The 18,611-nt window shown below is 73.0% G+C and carries 22 protein-coding genes; 9 read left to right on the top strand and 13 right to left on the bottom strand.

All coding sequences use genetic code 11. The features are described from left to right. Positions 1-16 precede the first annotated feature (16 nt). The gene (locus tag EMA09_RS11190) at positions 17-283 is read right to left on the bottom strand and encodes a DUF2530 domain-containing protein (protein WP_129840916.1); all 267 of its coding nucleotides are present in this window, start codon (positions 281-283) and stop codon (positions 17-19) included. Positions 284-409: 126 nt separating this feature from the next. Here EMA09_RS11190 and EMA09_RS11185 point away from each other — a divergent pair, with 126 nt between their 5' ends. From EMA09_RS11185 to EMA09_RS11170, 4 genes are all read left to right on the top strand, one after another. Further along, complete coding sequence (locus tag EMA09_RS11185) at positions 410-853, top strand: MarR family transcriptional regulator (protein ID WP_129840915.1); 444 nt, start codon at positions 410-412, stop codon at positions 851-853. 118 nt (positions 854-971) lie between these two features. Beyond that, positions 972-2,306, top strand: coding sequence for an MFS transporter (locus tag EMA09_RS11180; RefSeq protein WP_129840914.1), 1,335 nt, complete (start codon positions 972-974; stop codon positions 2,304-2,306). Between the two features lie 94 nt (positions 2,307-2,400). Then, positions 2,401-2,934: an RNA 2',3'-cyclic phosphodiesterase gene (gene thpR, locus EMA09_RS11175; protein WP_168220705.1), complete on the top strand. Its 534-nt coding sequence runs from the start codon at positions 2,401-2,403 to the stop codon at positions 2,932-2,934. 153 nt (positions 2,935-3,087) lie between these two features. After that, entirely contained in the window at positions 3,088-3,462 is a 375-nt protein-coding gene (locus EMA09_RS11170) for a hypothetical protein (RefSeq protein WP_129840912.1), read from the top strand. A gap of 9 nt (positions 3,463-3,471) precedes the next feature. Here the strand turns inward: EMA09_RS11170 and EMA09_RS11165 are convergent, their stop codons facing one another. From EMA09_RS11165 to EMA09_RS11155, 3 genes are all read right to left on the bottom strand, one after another. Further along, complete coding sequence (locus tag EMA09_RS11165) at positions 3,472-4,461, bottom strand: aldo/keto reductase (protein WP_129840911.1); 990 nt, start codon at positions 4,459-4,461, stop codon at positions 3,472-3,474. Between the two features lie 117 nt (positions 4,462-4,578). Continuing rightward, the gene (locus tag EMA09_RS11160) at positions 4,579-5,079 is read right to left on the bottom strand and encodes a hypothetical protein (RefSeq protein WP_129840910.1); all 501 of its coding nucleotides are present in this window, start codon (positions 5,077-5,079) and stop codon (positions 4,579-4,581) included. A 67-nt stretch (positions 5,080-5,146) separates the two neighbouring features. After that, positions 5,147-5,707, bottom strand: a complete 561-nt coding sequence (locus tag EMA09_RS11155) for a hypothetical protein (RefSeq protein WP_129840909.1) — start codon at positions 5,705-5,707, stop codon at positions 5,147-5,149. A gap of 146 nt (positions 5,708-5,853) precedes the next feature. On the opposite strand from EMA09_RS11155, the gene EMA09_RS28315 reads away from it, so the two are divergent. Beyond that, on the top strand, positions 5,854-6,906 hold the full coding sequence (locus EMA09_RS28315) for a hypothetical protein (RefSeq protein ID WP_168220704.1): 1,053 nt from the start codon (positions 5,854-5,856) through the stop codon (positions 6,904-6,906). Here the strand turns inward: EMA09_RS28315 and EMA09_RS11145 are convergent. From EMA09_RS11145 to EMA09_RS11130, 4 genes are all read right to left on the bottom strand, one after another. After that, on the bottom strand, positions 6,890-7,357 hold the full coding sequence (locus tag EMA09_RS11145) for a hypothetical protein (protein ID WP_129840908.1): 468 nt from the start codon (positions 7,355-7,357) through the stop codon (positions 6,890-6,892). The two genes, EMA09_RS28315 and EMA09_RS11145, sit on opposite strands and share 17 nt — an antisense overlap. A gap of 98 nt (positions 7,358-7,455) precedes the next feature. After that, positions 7,456-8,037 carry an AAA family ATPase gene (locus EMA09_RS11140; protein WP_276324179.1) on the bottom strand — a complete coding sequence of 194 codons (582 nt, stop codon included), beginning with the start codon at positions 8,035-8,037 and terminating at the stop codon, positions 7,456-7,458. Then, entirely contained in the window at positions 8,034-8,597 is a 564-nt protein-coding gene (locus EMA09_RS11135) for a TetR/AcrR family transcriptional regulator (RefSeq protein ID WP_240796654.1), read from the bottom strand. The genes EMA09_RS11140 and EMA09_RS11135 overlap by 4 nt, the downstream gene beginning before the upstream one ends. Before the next feature lie 152 nt (positions 8,598-8,749). Further along, positions 8,750-9,376 carry a hypothetical protein gene (locus EMA09_RS11130; protein WP_240796349.1) on the bottom strand — a complete coding sequence of 209 codons (627 nt, stop codon included), beginning with the start codon at positions 9,374-9,376 and terminating at the stop codon, positions 8,750-8,752. Positions 9,377-9,653: 277 nt separating this feature from the next. On the opposite strand from EMA09_RS11130, the gene EMA09_RS11125 reads away from it, so the two are divergent. Together EMA09_RS11125 and EMA09_RS11120 are read left to right on the top strand one after the other, a co-directional pair. Further along, a complete protein-coding gene (locus EMA09_RS11125) occupies positions 9,654-11,789 on the top strand; it encodes a DUF1156 domain-containing protein (protein ID WP_129840905.1) in 2,136 nt (711 codons plus the stop codon). A gap of 92 nt (positions 11,790-11,881) precedes the next feature. Continuing rightward, complete coding sequence (locus EMA09_RS11120) at positions 11,882-12,895, top strand: hypothetical protein (protein WP_129840904.1); 1,014 nt, start codon at positions 11,882-11,884, stop codon at positions 12,893-12,895. A gap of 63 nt (positions 12,896-12,958) precedes the next feature. On the opposite strand, the gene serC is transcribed toward EMA09_RS11120, so the two are convergent. Beyond that, entirely contained in the window at positions 12,959-14,077 is a 1,119-nt protein-coding gene (gene serC / locus EMA09_RS11115; protein ID WP_129840903.1) for a phosphoserine transaminase, read from the bottom strand. Between the two features lie 86 nt (positions 14,078-14,163). Here serC and EMA09_RS11110 point away from each other — a divergent pair, with 86 nt between their 5' ends. Then, complete coding sequence (locus EMA09_RS11110; protein WP_129840902.1) at positions 14,164-14,793, top strand: class I SAM-dependent methyltransferase; 630 nt, start codon at positions 14,164-14,166, stop codon at positions 14,791-14,793. 49 nt (positions 14,794-14,842) lie between these two features. On the opposite strand, the gene EMA09_RS11105 is transcribed toward EMA09_RS11110, so the two are convergent. After that, complete coding sequence (locus tag EMA09_RS11105) at positions 14,843-15,763, bottom strand: aldo/keto reductase (protein ID WP_129840901.1); 921 nt, start codon at positions 15,761-15,763, stop codon at positions 14,843-14,845. Positions 15,764-15,846: 83 nt separating this feature from the next. On the opposite strand from EMA09_RS11105, the gene EMA09_RS11100 reads away from it, so the two are divergent. Further along, positions 15,847-16,476, top strand: coding sequence for a TetR/AcrR family transcriptional regulator (locus EMA09_RS11100; protein ID WP_129840900.1), 630 nt, complete (start codon positions 15,847-15,849; stop codon positions 16,474-16,476). 169 nt (positions 16,477-16,645) lie between these two features. Here the strand turns inward: EMA09_RS11100 and EMA09_RS11095 are convergent, their stop codons facing one another. From EMA09_RS11095 to EMA09_RS28310, 3 genes are all read right to left on the bottom strand, one after another. Next, complete coding sequence (locus EMA09_RS11095; RefSeq protein ID WP_129840899.1) at positions 16,646-17,020, bottom strand: hypothetical protein; 375 nt, start codon at positions 17,018-17,020, stop codon at positions 16,646-16,648. 285 nt (positions 17,021-17,305) lie between these two features. Further along, complete coding sequence (locus EMA09_RS11090; RefSeq protein ID WP_129840898.1) at positions 17,306-17,914, bottom strand: hypothetical protein; 609 nt, start codon at positions 17,912-17,914, stop codon at positions 17,306-17,308. A 140-nt stretch (positions 17,915-18,054) separates the two neighbouring features. Further along, positions 18,055-18,228 (bottom strand): hypothetical protein, encoded by a 174-nt coding sequence (locus EMA09_RS28310; protein ID WP_168220703.1) that lies wholly within the window; start codon positions 18,226-18,228, stop codon positions 18,055-18,057. Positions 18,229-18,611 lie beyond the last annotated feature (383 nt).

The following is an 18,611-nucleotide window of genomic DNA, read 5'->3' as shown; positions in this document are numbered from 1 at the left end:
CCGCCGCGCGGGAGGGTCAGCCGGCCTCGCGGGCGGCGGCGGCGCGGATGGCGGCGTCGCGGCGGCGTACGAACCAGATGCCGAACGTCCCGAGGCCCGCGCCCGCCAGGCACGCCCACAGCCACCACGTGTGCCCGTGGTCGGCGAACCAGCCGTAGAAGGGGAGCTGGGCGAGGAACAGGACCGTCCACACGACGGTGCCCGTCACGATCGTGCCGACCACCGGGCCCTCCAGGGGCTCGGGGGCCTCGCGTTTGCCGTCCGTCAGGTCTGCCCAGCGCATGGGCTCAGCGTACCCGGCGGTGATCGGCGTGGAGTGCGTCACTCCACCGGCCTACGTGGAATGTCCGCCGTCCGATGAGCGTAATATATTTCGTTAGACAAGCTAAAGACCCCCTGGCGGTGACGCATGCCCCACCTCAAGCTGGACAGCCCCCCGGACGCCGACGCGGTGAACGAGCTGCGCATGGCCGTCCTGCGGCTCTCCCGGCGGCTGCGCCACCTGAGCACGGACCGCACGCTCAGTCTCGCCGAGCTGTCGGCCCTCGGCACGCTCGTGCGCTGCGGACCGCTCGCCCCGGGCGAGCTGGCCCGCAAGGAGCACGTGCAGCCGCCGTCCATGACGCGCATCCTCGCGCTGCTCCAGGAGCGCGGCCTCGTCGCCCTCGCGCCGCACCCGGAGGACCGCCGCCAGAAGCTCGTGGCCGCGACCGACGAGGCGGCCGAGGTGGTCACCGCGAGCCGGGCCAAGCGGAACGAGTGGCTGGCCGCGCTCGCCGAACAGCTCGACGAGGAGGAGTGGGCCACGCTCCGCTCGGCGGCCCCCGTCCTCCACCGCCTCGCCCACCTCTGACGGACCTTCCCGCACCACAGCACCACCGCAGTACCGCAGCACAGCACCGCAGCACGACCGAACCACCCGCACCACAGCACGGCGCGCACGCGCGCAGCGCACGAAGGAGTGTTGACCCTTGAGTCCGGGACCCGGAGCAGACTCCGCACCCGCACCCCTGACGACCACCGACAAGATCTCCACCTTCAGTTCCTTCCGGATCCGGAACTACCGGATCCACTTCGCGTCCTCCGTCGTGTCGAACATCGGCACGTGGATGCAGCGCATCGCCCAGGACTGGCTGGTCCACGAACTGACCGACTCGGCCGCAGCCGTCGGCATCACCATGGCCCTCCAGTTCCTCCCGATGCTGCTCTTCGGTCTCTACGGCGGTGTCCTCGCCGACCGACTCGACAAGCGCCGCCTGCTGCTCGCCACCCAGGGCGCGCTGGGCGTGACGGGCCTGACGCTCGCCGCCCTGACGCTGTCCGGCGTGGTGGCCGTCTGGCACGTGTACGCCGTCGCGTTCGTCGTCGGCCTGGTCACGGTCGTGGACAACCCGGCCCGCCAGACGTTCGTCTCCGACATGGTCGGACCGCGCCTCCTGCGCAACGCCGTGTCCCTCAACTCGGGGAACTTCCAGTCCGCCCGCCTCGTCGGCCCCGCCGTCGCCGGTGTGATGATCTCGGCCGTCGGGTCCGGGTGGGCGTTCCTGCTCAACGGCCTGTCGTTCGCCGCGCCGATCATCGGACTGCTGATGATGCGCACCTCCGAGCTGAACCCCGCCGAGCGCGCCCCGCGCGGCAAGGGCCAGCTCCGCGAGGGCCTGGCCTACGTCGGACGGCGGCCCGATCTGCTGTGGCTCATCGTGCTGGTCGGCTTCATCGGCACGTTCGGGTTCAACGCGGCGATCTGGCTCGTGGCGTTCACCGACACCGTGTTCCACTCCGAGGCCGGCACCTACGGCCTGCTGAACTCCCTGATGGCCGCCGGATCCGTCGTCGGCGCCCTGCTGGCGGCGCGCCGCACGAGCCGGCGGACGCGGTTCACGGTGGCGGCCGGCGCGCTGTTCGGCGTGGCGCTGTTCGCGGCGTCCCTGGCGCCCTCGTTCTGGCTGTTCGCGCTGCTGATGCCGGTCGTCGGCATCATGTCGCTCACCTTCCAGGTCACGGCGAACTCCAGCATCCAGCTCGGCAGCGACCCGGCGATGCGGGGGCGGGTGATCAGCCTGTTCATGATGGTGTTCGTCGGCGGCACCCCGATCGGCGGTCCGCTCACGGGCTGGATCACCGACGAGTTCGGCGCCCGCATGGGCATGGCGTCCGGTGGCCTGGTCTGCCTCCTGTCCGCGATGGGCGTGGCGCTGGTCCTGGCCAGGATCGGCGGCCTGCGGCTGGAGATCAGCCTGCGCCCCGGCCGGCGGCGCGTGGCGTTCGTGCCGCGCGAGGCGAAGGAGATGACCGCCACCGCCTGACGCCCGGCCCCGGGCTCCTCTCGACGGCGCCCGTCCCGCATCATGGGACGGGCGCCGTTCCGTGCGTGAGGGCGCCGGGGAGAAGGGGGAACGGGTGAGGCTCTTCGCCGCTGTGGTGCCCACCGACGAGGTGGTCCGCGAACTGACCGGGGCCGTCCGCGGCCCGGCCGCCCTGCCCGGCGCCGACGGCCTGCGCTGGAACGCGGCCGTCGACTGGCACGTGACGGTCGCCTTCTACGGCGAGGTCCCGGACGACGGGCTGCCCGCCCTGCGCGCCGGCCTCGTCCGCGCGGCGGCGGGGACCCGGCCGTTCACGCTGGGACTCACGGGCACCGGGACGTTCGGCGACCGTGTGCTGTGGGCCGGCGTCGGCGGCGACGTGCCGGCCCTGACGCGGCTGGCGGGGACCGTACCGCCCGGCGCGTCCGGCCACGACGGCTACCGGCCGCACCTCACGCTCGCGCGTGCCCCGCGCGGCGGCGCCGGCCTCGCGCCGTGGACGGCGGCCCTCGCCGGCCTGCGGACGTCCCCCTGGGAGGTGACCCGCCTCGCGCTCATGGGCAGCGAGACCGGACACCCCTACTCGACGGAGGCCACCTGGCCGCTGGGCGTACCGTTGGTCCCGTGAACGCCAGGACAAGGACCAGGATCGTGACGGCCGCCCTCGTGGCCCTCCTCGCCGTCGTGGCACTCGCGGCGGTCTTCGGCTGAGCCGTCCCGCACGGGTGAACCCCGCGCTCCCGGGCACGGGCGTCACCGGTGTCGTGCCATGCTGCGCCGCATGGATCCGAACCGGTTCGACGGCTACGTCCGCACCGGCCCGACCGGCCACCTGCCGCTCCGCGACGCCGCACGGCAACTCGACGCCGTCGTGCGCTACGCGGCGGCCGCCCGGGCGCTCCAGGCCCGTCTGGAGGAGCACGGCGATGTGCCCGCCGCCGACCCGGAACGCGCGCTCGACTTCGCCCACGACGCCCCGTACGTGCGGCTGGCCGACGACGACGGCGAGGTCGTCGCCGTCGTCGTCTCACCCGCCGTCATCGAGGTACTGGCGGACGCCCTCGGCCTGACCGCCGCCGCACTGGCCCGCGCCACCGGCACGGACACCCCCGTCACGACGGACGCCCTGCGGACACGCCTCCCGCTCCCGCGCTGACCGGGACCGTCACCAGGCGAACGCCTCCGGGGACGGGCCGGGGCCGGGGAAGATGTCGTCGAGGCCGGCCAGTACGTCGGCGTCCAGCTCCAGGTCCACCGCGCGGACGGCCGAGTCGAGCTGCTCCCTGACCCGCGGGCCGACGATCGGGCCGGTCACGCCGGGGCGGGTCAGCAGCCAGGCGAGGGCCGCCTCACCCGGTTCGAGGCCGGCCTTCGCGAGCAGGTCCTCGTACGCCTCGATCTGCTCGCGCCTGCCGCTGTTCGCGAGCGCGTCGGCCGACCGGCGTCCGGCGGCGCCGCCCTCGCGCTCCTTGCGGACCGCGCCGCCCAGCAGGCCGCCCGCCAGCGGCGACCACGGGATGACGCCGAGGCCGTAGCCCTGGGCGGCCGGCAGCACCTCCATCTCGGCGCGGCGCTCCACCAGGTTGTACAGGCACTGCTCGCTGACCAGGCCCAGGGACCCGCGCCGCGCGGCGGCCTCGTTGGCGCCGGCGATGTGCCAGCCGGCGAAGTTCGACGAGCCGGCGTACAGGATCTTGCCCTGCTGCACGAGGACGTCGACGGCCTGCCAGATCTCGTCCCACGGCGTGGCGCGGTCGATGTGGTGGAACTGGTACAGGTCGATGTGGTCGGTGCCGAGCCGCTTGAGGCTGGCCTCCACGTTGCGGCGGATGCTGAGGGCGGAGAGGCGGTCCGTGTTGGGCCAGGGGTCCTGTCCGGTCGGCGTGGTGCTGCCGTAGACCTTGGTGGCGAGGACGACCTTCTCGCGGCGCCCGCCGCCCCGCGCGAACCACGAGCCGAGGATCTCCTCGGTGCGGCCCCTGGAGTCCGGGCCGCCGTAGATGTTGGCGGTGTCGAAGAAGTTCACGCCCGCGTCGAGGGCGGCGTCCATGAGAGCGTGGCTGTCCTCCTCGGTCGTGAACGGACCGAAATTCATCGTGCCGAGGACGATGCGGCTGACCTTGAGACCCGTGCGTCCGAGCTGTGTGTACTGCATGATCGCCAGACAACTCCCTGGAGTGCGCTCCACGCAAGAGGCGACGCCCGTGGCGGACCGTCGGGTCCGGCACGGGCGTCGGCCGGTGTGCGGGCGCTCCCCCGGCGCCCCGGGGGATCAGGCGCGGCGGGCCTGGAGCGTCACGACGGCGGCGGCCGCGACACCGACCACCGAGCCGAGCAGGGCCAGCCAGATGCCGGCGCCGGCGGAGATGTCGATGGCGTCCAGCACGGCGTCGATCTGCTCGGACGACACGCCCTCCGACTCGCCCTCGGCCCGCACGGCGCGGTCCGGGGAGATCACGTTCAGGACGGCGAAGACGAGGCTCACGAGGTTCGCCACGATGGAGACGGTGGCGAAGAGCACGTTCTTGCGGAGCAGGGCGACGACGAGCAGGGCTGCCGCGATCAGGGAGGCGATCAGCGTGTAGAGGCCGTCGCCCTCGGTGCCGCGGGTGGAGGCGTCGAGCTCACTGCTGCTGGACCAGGCGAGCACCGAGCCGAGGACGACGACGAGGGAGCCGATGATGGCCGCGATGAGAAGGTTGCGCTGCTGTCCGGCGGCGCCCCCCGCGGGCGTCGCGGACGGAGCCGCTGGGTACTGGTTGTCTGCACTCATGGCCGAAAACGTAGGTAGTGAGTGAGCATGACAGCAACGTGGTCATCCCATTTGTCGTCTCATGTACTCATCTCTTCGCCGCTTCTTCGTGCGGAGTTCGCATGTCCTCCTCATCAGGAACGAGCCCTCCCGCTTGGGCGACCGACCACAGGGCCGTGAGCGCGCACAGCGCCGCCGCCGCGGCGGTCAGCCAGACGCCGGGCGCCGAGGCGTAACCGAGGAGGACGGAGACGATCTCGTCCTCGCTCTGCCCGCTGCGGCCGAGCCCCTCGCGCGCGTAGATGCGTGCCGAACGCTCGGGGTCGAACGCGTTCAGGGCGGCCCACGCGGCGGCCCCGGCGGCCGGCAGGGCCGCGACGACCGACCACAGCGGGATGCGGGTCACGATCGCCGCGAGGTGCAGCACGCCGGCCCCGACGGCGAGCCACAGCGTGTACCTGCCGTCCCCGTCCATGCCGCTCACCTCGGCCGGACCCCAGGTCGGGTTGTCCACGGTGGCCCAGACGAGCAGGGAACCGGCCACCGCCCCGGCGGCGCACAGGATTCCCGCGACGGGCGGTAACGGGGACGGCCGGACGGTCCCGGAACGGCCCGCGGCACGGCGGCCGTTGTGTCGGTGAACGGTCATGATCGAGACGGTAGGGAACGCGATCGGTGGCGGCAATGTCGCGGAACGCGACTTCTCTATGCGTGAACGAATGTTTGCCGCGCGGTCACCGGCGTTCGCAGTTCGTCCAGAACATCGACACCCCCGGGGCCTGGCAGGCTTGGCCCATGCCCACCTGGACACCGCGCCGGTCCGGCGCCGCCGTCGCCGCTGTCGTCGCCGCCGCCCTGAGCGTCGCCCTGCCCCTCCCCGCGCAGGCCGCGGACGACGGTGAACCGGAAGCGTTCACCATCTCCGACGAGCGCATCGTCGAATCGAGCGGCCTCCAGTCGTCCGGGATCCATCCCGGCGTCTACTGGACGCACAACGACAGCGACGACACCGGCCGCGTGTTCGCCGTCGACGGCTCGACGGGCGAGACCGTCGCCACCGTGACGCTCGCCGGCGTCGAAGCCCGCGACGTGGAGGCCATCTCCCTCGGCCCCGACGGCGACCTGTACGTCGGGGACATAGGCGACAACTTCGACGGCGCGTGGAGCGAGGTGTACATCTACCGTTTCCCCGAGCCGGAGACCCTCGCCGACATCACCGTCGAACCCGAGGTGTTCACCGTCACGTACGACGACGGGCCGCGCGACGCCGAGGCGCTGATGGTCCACCCCGTCACCGGCCGCGTCTACATCGCGAGCAAGAAACGGGAGGGCGACGCCGCCCTGTACGCCGGCCCGGAGGAGCTGTCGGCGGACGGCGTGAACGTCTTCGAACGCGTCGCCGACCTCGACCTGTGGGTGACGGACGGCGCGTTCTCGCCGGACGGCACCCGGCTGCTGCTGCGCGGCTACTTCGGCGCCGGGATGTACCGGTGGACGGACGACGGCACGCCCGAACCGTTCGACCAGGTCGTCCAGGTGCCGATCCAGCAGCAGGGTGAATCGGTGACGTTCACCCGCGACGGGCGGACGCTGATGTTCGGCAGCGAGGGGGAGAACAGCACCGTCGAACCGGTCCGGCTGAAGGGCGACATGCTCCCGGACTCGGTGGCGGACGAGGACGGCGACGGCGAGGGCGACGGGTCGGGCGACGACAGCGGCTCCGGCGCGTCGGGCGACGGGGACGACGGCGGGGCCGACCTCTCCCTGTCCGGTGGGGCCGTGGCCGTCGTCGTGGTCGCCATCGCGGCCGTGCTGGGGGTGCGCCGCCTCGTCAGCCGCCGGCGGTGAGCCAGGGCCGCAGGATCTCGACGATCTCGTCCAGCGGCGGTTCCAGGGAGGCGTCGTCGGCCATCACATAGCGGTCCTCGTGCACGAACGTGTACTGGAACGCGTCGGGCGCCGGCTCGTCGAACGTCTGCGGCGGCAGCGCGGCGAACGCCTCGCCGTCCACCAGGTCGGTCAGCGTCGCCAGGTCGGCGGCGGACAGTTCGTCCCGTACGACGGTCTCGGCCGTCCCGGCGGCCCGCATCACACCGCCGCCGCCGTCCACCGCGACGAACACCCCGCCGGCCGCGCCGGCGAGCCCGCCCCGCACGCTCACGGTCAGCAGCTCACCCGGCACCTCGGCGTCCGGGGCGGCGTCGCCGCCCGCGCCGCCGCCACCGCCCCCGCCGCAGGCCGCGAGCAGCCCCACGAGCATCCCGGCCGCCACCGCGCGACGCCGTATCCGTGCCACCACGCACACCCACTCCCCGCCGGTCGGGACACCGAAGTCACCGCGCGGCCGAACGTAACACCCCATCGGGGGACGGGGAACACGCGCGGAGCGGCCCGCCGTCAGCCCTCCGCGGCGGGCCGCGCGATCCGTGCCTCCGGCAGCCGGGCCAGCACGGCGCGCACCGTCTCGTCCGGGGTCTGCCGCGAGGTGTCGAGCCACAGGCCGAGGCGGGGCGTGCCGCGGCGCAGCGCGGTGTCGAGCGACGCGACGGTCCAGCCGCCGCCGTAGCCGGTCTTGGGCCGTTCCGCCTCGCGCCGTGCGACGGCCGTGGGGGAGGGGGCGAGCACCACGACGTACAGGGACGGTGTGGTGACCGCCGCGACCCAGTCGGCCAGGTCGGGGCCGATCACGATGTCCTGCACGACCGCCGTCCACCCGGCCGCCGCGTACGTGTCGGCGGTGGCGGCCGACAGGCGGTGGCGGAGCCGGAGCTGGGCCGCCTCCTCCGGGGTACCCGCCGGCGTCGGGTCCGCGCGGCCCGTGACCATCATGCGGCGGAAGACGTCGCCGCGGACGTGGGCGGCGCGGGGCAGCCGTTCGGCGATGAGCTGGGCGACGGTGGACTTGCCGGCCGCCATGACGCCGGTGACGAGGACCACGGACGAGGCGAGCGCGGCCACCGGGTCCCGGCCGCCGGTCACGGCGCACCGTCCGTGCCGCGGAGCATCGCGGGCAGGATCGCCGTGCGGATGTACTCGTCGGACGGCGCGCTGCCGCGCATCATCACGTGCAGGAAGATCAGGGCCGGGCCGATGTCGGCGCGGACCTCCAGATCGGGCACGTCCCCCACGACGCGGCGCAGCCGCTCGTAGTGACTGTCGCGCAGGGGTGCGAACTTGGCCTCGCGCACGGCGTCCGCGAGCTGCGGGTCGGTACCGGTCAGGATGATGGAGAGCAGGGGCGTCGCGCGTTCCCCGAGGCGGGAGGCGAGGGTCTTCAGGCCGGTGACGAGGTCGGCCATCGGGTCGTCGGTGACCGGGATGTCGCGGTCCCGCGCGGCGCCGCGCAGCGCCGCGAGGACGAGGGAGCGCTTGTCCGGCCAGCGGCGGTAGAGCGCGCCGAGGCCGACCCCGGCCTCCCGCGCCACGTCCGCGACGCGCAGACCGGTGTACCCCTTCTCCTCCAGCAGCTCCAGCGTGGCCCGCAGCGCGGCCTCCCCGACCGCCGGATCGAACGGCCGCCCCGGCCGGGCGGTTGTCATGTCATCCACACGCAGACCGTACGCGACACCACGCCGCCCGGCTCCGCCGCGCCCGGAAACGGCCGTTCCCGCATCGGGGCGGCGGGAGCCGCCGCCACTGGCATGGCTGGCGACTACGGCGGCACAGCCTGGAGGGGCCGGCCTCGCCGGCGTCACGGGCGCTTCGCGAGCATCGCGGCGACCTCGCTGTGGTGGCGGATGTAGACGGCCAGGTCCTGGCTGAGCAGCTCGGTGACCCACATGAGGTCGTCCATCCGGCGCTCCAGGGGCGCCGCCAGAAGTGGCTCCCAGTGCGCGGCCCGGTTGCGCAGCTCGTGGAGTCTGCCTACCCGCCGGTCGAGCGCGCCGCGGTCGGTTCCCCGGGGGAAGGCCCGGTGGAGGTGTGGCACCCACAGGGTCTTCTCGTGTGCAGCGGATGACAGGAACCGCCACAGACCCAGTGACAGATCCGCGATGATCTTTCCCGGCGGGGCCTGCGCGCCATACCGTCCGCGGAGGCCGTCGATGGCCCGGCGGAGCTTGTCGTTGACGTCTACGTGACGTGGGCCGCGCGGGCCACCCCGCTTCTTCCGCATCAACGGTGCCCGCAGCGGGCTGGCCGGATCGTCCAGCCAGTGACCGCTCCCGGTCCAGGTCGCGTCCAGCGCCGCGGCGTAAGCATTGCGCAGCGCGACCTCGAAGTGTCCGAGATCGTGCAGGACCGCGCACGACAGCTCGCTGTTCCACTGGTACAGCCTCAGCGCCCGGGCACGGTCGCCGTCGGCCTCGTTCAAATACACTCCGTAACGGGCCGGGCTCAGCCAGGCATCCACCCATGGGCCGGCGCTTGGGGGCGAGGGAATGTGCGCCACGTTGTGTCTCCGTCGAATCCAGGTATAGTTGTGCGAGAGAAGCCCCGGTGGACCGCTGACCTTAGTGGTCATGTCGCCGGGGCTAAGCCATGTCCGGGGCCGGGCGCCCCCGTCCGCCGACGGGGTCGTGTGGTGGCCATGGGGGCAGTGTGCCGGACGGGCGGGCCGGGCGTGGGGTGTTTCGCCGGGTGGCAGACTGGCCCCCATGCAGCTTTCGTTCACCGACCTCGACGGTCCGGATACGGATGACGCCGGGGCCGGTGGGCGTCTGGAGCGCCGGTTCGACGCGCCGTTCGTGGCGCGGCTCGCGCTGCGCGAGAAGCAGGTGCAGCAGTCGTACCGGCCCGTCATCGGCATCCACAAGTGGTTCGCGCGGCGGCCCGGAAGCGTGTTCCGCAGCCTGCTGCTCGCCGAGTTCGGCGACCGCGACCTGTCCGAGGCGTACTGGCGGGGCAACCGCGTCGACGGCGTCGTCGCCGACCCGTTCATGGGCGGCGGCACCACCGTCTTCGAGTCGCTGCGCCTCGGCCTCGGCGTCGTCGCCGGTGACGTCAGCCCGATGTCGTACTGGCTGGTCAGGCAGGCCGTCGAACCCCTCGACGAGGACGCCTTCACCCGCGCCGGGCAGGAGGTCCACGCCGCCCTGAACGACCGCGTCGGCGACCTGTACGAGACCCGCTGCACCGGCTGCGGCGACACCGCGCCCGTCAAGTACTTCCTGTGGGTCAAGACGTGCCGCTGCCCCGGCTGCTCCGCGACCGTCTCCCTCTTCCCCGGCCTCCGCGTCGCCGAGTCCGTCCGCCACCCGAAGGAGGTGTACACCTGCCCGACCTGCGACACGCTGCACGAGTTCGCCAAGGGCGAGGAGCGCACCTGCCCCACGTGCGCGCGCGACCTGTCCCGGGGCAACGCCCGTCGCGGGAAGACCGAATGCCTCGCGTGCGGCCACACGTTCGCCCACGCCGACCACCTCGCGTCCCCGCCCGAGCACCGCCTCTTCGCCATCGAGTACCAGTGCTCCCACTGCTACGCGGGCACCCCGGGGCGGCAGTTCAAGAGCCCCGACGCCGAGGACCACGCCCGCGTCGGGCGTGCCGCGGACCGCCTCGCCGCCGACGACACCCTCACCGCGCTGCTGCCCGACGAGGAGATCCCCGAGGGCGACGAGACGAACCGCCTCCTGCGCTGGAAGTACCGCACGTACCGGCAGCTCTTCGGCGTCCGCCAGCAGCTCGGCCTCGCCACCCTCGCCGGCCTCCTGCGCGACGTCCCCGACCGCCGCACGCGCCACGCCCTGGCCACCGTCTTCAGCGACGCCCTGCGCTACCAGAACCTCCTGTGCCGCTACGACACCTACGCCCTCAAGTGCCAGGACATCTTCTCCGTCCACGGCTTCCCCGTCGGCCTCGTCGTCTGCGAGAACAACCTCGCCGGCATCCCCCGCGTCGGCTCAGGATCGTTCGTCCACTTCCTGGAGAAGTACGCGAAGGCCAAGCGGTACGCCCGCGAGCCGTACGAGACGCTGCCGGGCCCCGGGCCGCGGCGGACCGTCCCCGCCGCGGGCGAGACGATCGAGGCGCCCCTCACGGCCGCCGAACCGGACGGCGGCGGGCGCGCCGCGTGGCTGCGCTGCGGCCCGTCCCAGGCGATGGAGCTGCGGCCCGGCAGCATCGACGCCGTCCTCACCGACCCGCCGTACTACGACAACGTCCAGTACGCCGAGCTGATGGACTTCTGCTACGTGTGGCTGCGCCGCGTCCTCGGCGACGAGGTCCCCGAGTTCCGGGCGCCCACGACCCGCACGCCCGCCGAGCTGACCGGCAACCGGACGCTGAGCCGCGGCCTGGACGCCTTCACGGCCGGCCTGAGCGACGTGTTCACGCGGATGGCGCGGGCGCTGAAGCCGGGCGCGCCGTTCGCGTTCACCTACCACCACAACGACCCGGAGGCGTACGTCCCGCTCGCCGTCGCCATGCTGGACGCCGGGTTCACGTGCACCGCCGTCCTGCCCGCGCCCGCCGAGATGGCCGCCTCGCTCCACATCGCCGGCACGAACTCGTCCATCCTCGACTCGATCTTCGTGTGCCGCGACGCCACCACGGCCGTGCCGGAACCGGGCCTGCCGATGGACACCGCCGCCGTGGACGCCGCCGTCGCCCGCGACACCGCGAGCATGCGCGCCGGCGGCTACGCCTGCACCGCCGGGGACACCGCCTGCCTGCGCGCGGGCCACGTCGCCGCGGCGGCCGTCCGTACCCTCGCCGCCGCCGGCTGGGACGCGGCGCCGCCCGTCGAGGCCCGCATGGACGCCGTCCGCAGGGCCGTCCGCGCCCTGACCTGACCCGCGCCCCACCGTCGCACCCCCCGGAGCCCGAGATCACCGACACCCAGGACATACCCGAGACGTCCGAGCCCGCCGTCCGCCCCTACGAGGTGGACGGCATCACGCCCGGCTCCCCGCAGCTCGACGCGCTGGTGCGGACGACGTTCGCGGACCTCACGAGCCGCTTCATGACCCTGCCGCGCGGCGACGCGTTCCTCGACTACCCGGACTTCCGCGCCGGCTACGAGGCGCTGCGCCGCGCCACCGGCGGCTTCGCCCGCCTCGACCCCGGCGCCTGCCGGGCGGCGCTCGCGGAGGACGCGCGGGCGTTCGTCGTCCTGCGGACCGTCCTCGGGGTGTCGCCGCCCGAGTGGGCCGACCTGACCGCCGAGGAGACCGGCCTCGTCCTCCCGGCGGGCGCCGCCCGCATGATGGACAGCCGGGCGCGCCGCGACCCCGCGTTCTTCCGCGGCGCATCCGCGCTGGTGGGCGAGCGGGTGACGGCGATGCTGGAGGCCGCGTGCACGGTGCTCGCGCAGGGCGCCGGCGGCGTGCCGGACGGGCTCCTGCACCGGCTCGACAAGTTCGACACGGCGCACGGCCCCGAGAGCGTGGCGCACGCGGCGGCGCACGACGTGCCGTACGCCGCCGTGCTGTACGAACGGTTCCTCGGCCGCCCGTTCGCCAGCCACCGCGACGCCGTCTCGGAGATCGTCGGCGACGTGATGGAGAACGCCGTCGAGACGCTGCTCACGGCGCACGGCGTCCCGTTCCGCAGGACGCGGCGCGCCGAGCGGCTGCCCGGCTTCGAGCAGGCCCCCGACTTCTTCGTGCCGGACGAGCTGGCGCCCGCCGTCGTCATCGAGGCGAAGATCACCGGCGACGACGGGACGGCCCGCGACAAGGTGGCGCGCCTGCTGCGGCTCGCCGCCATGCGGGACGCGCGGGAGCGGGCGGGGCGGCCGTCGTTCGAACTCGTCGCGTGCGTGGACGGCCGCGGCTTCGGCGTCCGGCGGCAGGACATGCGGGACCTGCTGTGCGCGACGAACGGCAAGGTCTTCACCCTCGCGACGCTGCCCGCCCTCATCACCCACACGGGCATCAGCGCGTTCACCACGGCCTGACGCGACGGTGCCCCCCTCCGGCGTGCGGAGGGGGGCACCGGGCCGCGCGGTGACCGGGGAGGGTCAGAGGCGCTCGATCACGTAGTCGATGCAGCGGGTCAGCGCCTCGACGTCGTCCGGCGCGATCGCCGGGAACATCGCGACGCGGAGCTGGTTGCGGCCCAGCTTGCGGTACGGCTCGGTGTCCACGATGCCGTTGGCCCGCAGGACCTTCGCCACGGCCGCCGCGTCGACACCGTCGGCGAAGTCGATCGTGCCGATGACCTGGGAACGCTGCGCCGGGTCCGTCACGAACGGCGTCGCGTACTCCGACTTGTCGGCCCACGTGTACAGCCGGCCCGAGGAGTCCGCCGTGCGGCCGACCGACCAGTCGAGGCCGCCCTGCCCGTTCAGCCAGTCGAGCTGCTCCGCCATGAGGAACAGCGTGGTGAGGGCCGGGGTGTTGTACGTCTGGTTCTTCCGCGAGTTGTCGATCGCCGTGGGCAGCGAGAAGAACTCGGGGATGTGCCGGCCGGAGGCGGCGATCCGCTCGGCGCGCGCCAGGGCGGCGGGCGAGAACACCGCGATCCACAGGCCGCCGTCGGCCGCGAACACCTTCTGCGGCGCGAAGTAGTAGACGTCGGTCTCGGTGATGTCCACCGGCAGGCCGCCGGCGCCGGACGTGGCGTCCACGAGGACCAGCGCCGTCTTGTCGGCGCCCGCCACGCGCTGGATCGGGGCGGCGACACCGGTGGAGGTCTCGTTGTGCGTGAACGCGTACGTGTCGGCGCCGCGCTCGGCGCGCGGCTGCGGGAGGGTGCCGGGGTTCGCGGTGATGACGGTCGGCTCGTCCAACCACGGCGCCTTGCTGGCGGCCTTGGCGAACTTCGAGGAGAACTCGCCGAACGAGAGGTGCTGCGACTTCGCCTCGATCAGCCCGTGCGTCGCCACGTCCCAGAACGCGGTGGTGCCGCCGTTGCCGAGGATCACCTCGTAGTCGTCGGGCAGGGAGAACAGGGCGCGCACGCCGTCACGCACGCGGCCGACCAGGTCCTTGACGGGCGCCTGCCGGTGGGAGGTGCCCAGCAGGGAGCTGCCGGTCGCCGCCAGGGCGTCGAGCGCCTCGGTGCGCACCTTGGAGGGGCCCGCGCCGAACCGGCCGTCGGCGGGCTTGATGTCAGCGGGAATCTGGATATCGGCCACGAGCGCGAGCGTAGTCCTTCGGAGGCCCCCACCGCACATCGCCCCGGCTCTCACCGGCGGCGACCCGGCCGGGTAGCTTCTCCGCCGTGGCGGATCACCAGGACGGGACCGGGGCGGCCTACGACGGGGTCGTCGAACTGTACGCGTCGATGTTCGCCGACCGGCTGGAGAAGCAGCCGTTCGCGCGGAACATGATCGGCACCTTCGCCGAGCTGGTGCGTGGGACGGGGAACACACGGGCGGCCGACGTCGGGTGCGGACCGGGACACCTCACGGCCATGTTGCGCGAGCTGGGCCTCGACGCCTTCGGCCTCGACATCTCCCCGGGCATGATCGACCACGCCCGGCGCGCCCATCCCGCGCTGCGGTTCGACGTGGCGCGGATGGAGGCCCTGCCGGTCGAGGACGGCGCGCTCGGCGGCGTACTGGCCCACTACTCGATGATCCACACCCCGCCCGGAGAACTCCCCGCGCTGCTGGCCGAGCAGGCCCGCGTCCTGGCGCCGGGGGGCCTGCTCCTGGTGTCGCTCTTCGGCACGGAAGGGCCGGAACCGGTCCGCTTCGATCACAAGGTGACACCCGCCTGGAGCTGGCCCGCCGACCGTTTCGCGACCCTGCTGACCGAGGCCGGCATCCCCCCTTTCGCACGCCTGCTCCACGACCCGGCCACCGAACGCGGCTTCCTCGACACCCACCTCCTGGCCCGCCGTCCCTAGTCGGCACCTCCGGACGGTCACACCCGGCGGAACAGGGAGCCCTCGTACGTCAGTGGAGCGGGTCGGTGGCGGGGCGCGGAGGGATCGCGTCGAGCGCCGCGACGGTCTCCGGGTCGAGGTCGAGCGCCCCCGCTGCGAGATTCGCTTCGAGGTGACCCGCGGTGGCGGTGCCCGGGATCAGCAGCGTCCGGGGGCTGTGGTGGAGCAGCCAGGCAAGGCCGACCTGCGCCGGGGTGCGTCCCAGGCGTTCGGCGGCGGCGAGCACGGCCGGCTCGTCGGTCACCTTCGGTATGCCCGGGAACGCACCGCCGAGGGGGAAGTAGGGGACCCAGGCGATTCGCTCGGCTTCACACAGTTCGAGCAGTTCCTCGTCCTCACGGGCCACGAGGCTGTAGGCGTTCTGCACACACACGATGTCCGCCGGAAGTGCCCGGCGCAGGACGTCCAGGGACACGCTGCTCAGGCCGATCGCGCCGATCTTCCCCTCGTCGCGGAGCGCGGTCATCTCCGCGAGCTGGTCGTCGAGGTCGATCACCTGGTCGTCGGGCACGGGCGGTGTGATCCCCACGTCCATGCGGCGCAGGTTGACCACCGGGATCTGCTCGACCCCGAGCGTGGCGAGGTTGGCCTCGACACCGGCGCGCAGTTCCTCGGGGCGCTGGGCCACCTTCAGGGGGAAGGGGCCGTCGGGGTCGGAGGCGGCGCCGACCTTGCTGACGATCAGCACGTCGTCCCCGGGGCGCAGCGCCTCGCGGATGAGGCCGTTGACGAAGCCGCCGCCGTAGAACTCGGCGGTGTCCACGTGGTCGACGCCGAGGTCGAAGGCGTGGCGCAGCAGGGCGACGGCGGCGGAACGGTCGTCGTGGAGGCGTTCGAGCTGCATCGCGCCGTACCCGACACGCGCCACGGTGCGACCGGCCAGCTCGCCGGTACCGCCGGGGCGGGGAGTGGGGGTGGTTCCGAGAGGCATGGCTACCTGCTCCCATGAGAGACTGAGGGAAACGGAGGTTCCTCCGTTATGGCAACCGTAGCACTATCGGAGGAGCCTCCGTTTTGAATCGGTCCGCAACGCCCTCGTCCCCCACCCCGCCGGACCCCGGCGGAGCCACAGGCCGGCCGGTCCGCCGCGACGCACGGCGCAACCGCGACAAGCTCATCGCCACCGCCCAGGCCGCCTTCGCCACGGCCGAGGGCCCGGTCTCCCTGGAGGCCGTGGCCCGGGAGGCCGGCGTCGGCATCGGGACCCTGTACCGCCACTTCCCCACCCGCGAGGACCTCGTCGACGCCGTCTACGCCGCCGAACTCGACGCCGTCACCGCGTACGCCCCCGACCTCATCGGCCGGCATCCCGCCGACATCGCCCTGCGTGCCTGGATGGGCCGCTACGCCGCCTTCGTGGCGACCAAGCGCGGGATGATGGACACCTTGCGCACCGCGTTCGCCTCCGGACGCATCGCCGCCCCCTCGCGTGACCGCGTCACCGCCACGATCACCACGATGCTCGAACAGGGCGCCGCGACCGGAACCCTCCGCACGGACATCGACCCCGAAGACGTGACCACGCTCCTCCTGGGGGTGTTCGTCGCCATCACGGACGGTGCCTCCCAGGAGCGGACCGACCGCCTGCTCGACCTCCTCGTCGACGCACTCCGCCCAGGCAGAGGAGCGCGGACGGACTCATGACCCGGAGATGACGTGGTGACCGCTTGAGGTGGCCATCGCTTGGACCCTCGTCGGCTGGGTGGTGGCCCTCGCGATGGCCGCGCGGTCCTCCGGCGACCGGAGCCGATCGACGCACTGACGGTGCCCGGAGGGCGTCCCGTCGCAGTGATGAGCCCCGGTCAACGCGCTCTCAGAACAGGCCGCAACACGAGCAGGGCTGGGGGTGCTCCTGCGCCGGCGTGGCAGTGTCGACGGTGGCGTCCGTCTGCGTGGAATCGGGCATCGAACAGTCCAGCACCGGGGTCCCGGGGTCCTGCTCCACGACCGGTACGGCGGGTTCCGGCGTCGGGGACGAAGGGCCGGTCTCCGGAACCGCGACGTCGGTGGCGGCCTGCTCGGAGTCCGTCGCGGCGTCGGGCTGGGACACGGCGTGCGGCCCGTTCGGGGCGTCGGCGTTCGCCGCCGAGGAGCCCACGAGGGCGAGTGCCGCGCCCACGGCGGAGGTTCCGAGACTGACACGCAACTTGCTGCTGAGGCTGGGGCGGGGCAGTCGGTGCTGCGACATCGGCTTCCTTCGAGTGGTCGGACGGGCAGAACCTCCATGGTCCGTTCGGTGTGAGACCGTCAGAAGCCCGCAGGATGACGGAATGGCAACGGTTTTCGATTCCACGTGCGCCGATGGTTGCGACGGCGATGCCCTGCGGCGGTCTGCGGCACGGCGTGGGGGCGCCGCCGGTTCAGGGGGTGTCGTGGTCGAGTGCTCGGGCGACGGTGCGGGCGATGTGGAACATGAGCCCGGTCCACGCGACGAGCGCGCCGCTCGCCAGCCCGAGGACGATCCAGGCTGCGGTCACCGGTCGGTCTCCGGCGCCATGTCGCGGACGGCGGTGCGCAGGACGTCGACGGCGTCGGCGGCGATGGCTCGGGCCGCGTCGCGTTCCAGGTCGGCCGTCGCCTGTGCGGCGGCGAGGGTGGCGGCGGGCCAGAGTCGGTCCACGGCGGGCTGCACGTCGGCCAACTGGTCCTCGTCCAGATCGGCAAGCCGCCGCACGAGGTCGGTGGGAACGATGTCGGGCCAGTAGTGGAGGTCTCCCCGGCTGCTGCTCGGGTGGGCGACGAACGGAACAAGCCGCTGCTCCACCAGACACGGGCGGCACGCCTGGAACCCACGCCCGGGACCGGCGGTCGCCTCGCCCGCCGCGACGGTTGTCAGTGGCCCGGTGGTGGTCTCGCAGTACATGCACAGCGGCCCGGGAGCCGCATCGACAGCGGCCCGCAGCTCGTCCACGGCCGCCGTGATCCCGTGCTCGGTCTTCCCACGCACCGCCCGGAACAGGCGGGTGACGATCGGCTGCAACACGACACCCGGCGCCAGGTCGGCGAGCCGCTCGACCAGGTCGTCCGGAACCTGGTCCGGCCACTGATGCGGCTCACCCCAACTCGACACCGGATGATGCACGACCGGGATCAGTCGGCAGGCCAACAAACACGGACGACACGCATGCTGCGACCACCCCGCCGCCGACTCCGCCTGCATCAACGAGATCACCGTCAACGCCGGACCGGTCTCCCCGCACCCACCACAACGGAGAACCATGCTCACGCCCCCGCCTCCGACTCGTCCGTGTCCTGGCCGTCCGATGCGTCCGGCGGCGGGGACGGCGTCAGTGGCCCCGGCAGGCCAGTGATCGTGGGGCGGGGCGGGACGTACAGGACCTGGAGCAGTGGCATCCAGGAAGGCGCGGGCGGGGGCAGGGGGGCGGTCGTCGCCATGTTCTCACCGACCTTCGTAGGGGTCACGATGAGTCAACGACCAGGCGCGTAGCGGAGCGAGCTGCCAGACTGTCGGCCACTGTCGTCCAGTTGTCGTCCAGCACATCAGTGGGGGAGCCGTGAATGATGCGGACCGCATCCGGTCCGCGCGGGTGGCGCGCGGCTTGACGCAGGAGGGATTGTCCGCCCGCCTGGCCGTTTCGGCAGGTCGCGCTCCCACGGACGGCCCGGGCCGGAATCAGGTCTACCGATGGGAGAAAGGGCTCAGGTGTCCCACCGTGTGGCGCCCGCACCTTGAGCGGGTTCTCGGCGTTTCCTTGAACGGTTACCTTGGTGAGACCGCGCAGTCTGCGGGTATCCAAGAGGTTGAGAGCCCGGAGGAG

This window comes from Streptomyces sp. RFCAC02 (assembly GCF_004193175.1).
GTDB lineage: Bacteria > Actinomycetota > Actinomycetes > Streptomycetales > Streptomycetaceae > Streptomyces.
The sequence above is the reverse complement of the archived record's forward strand: the minus strand, read 5'-3'. Positions and strand labels throughout refer to the sequence as shown.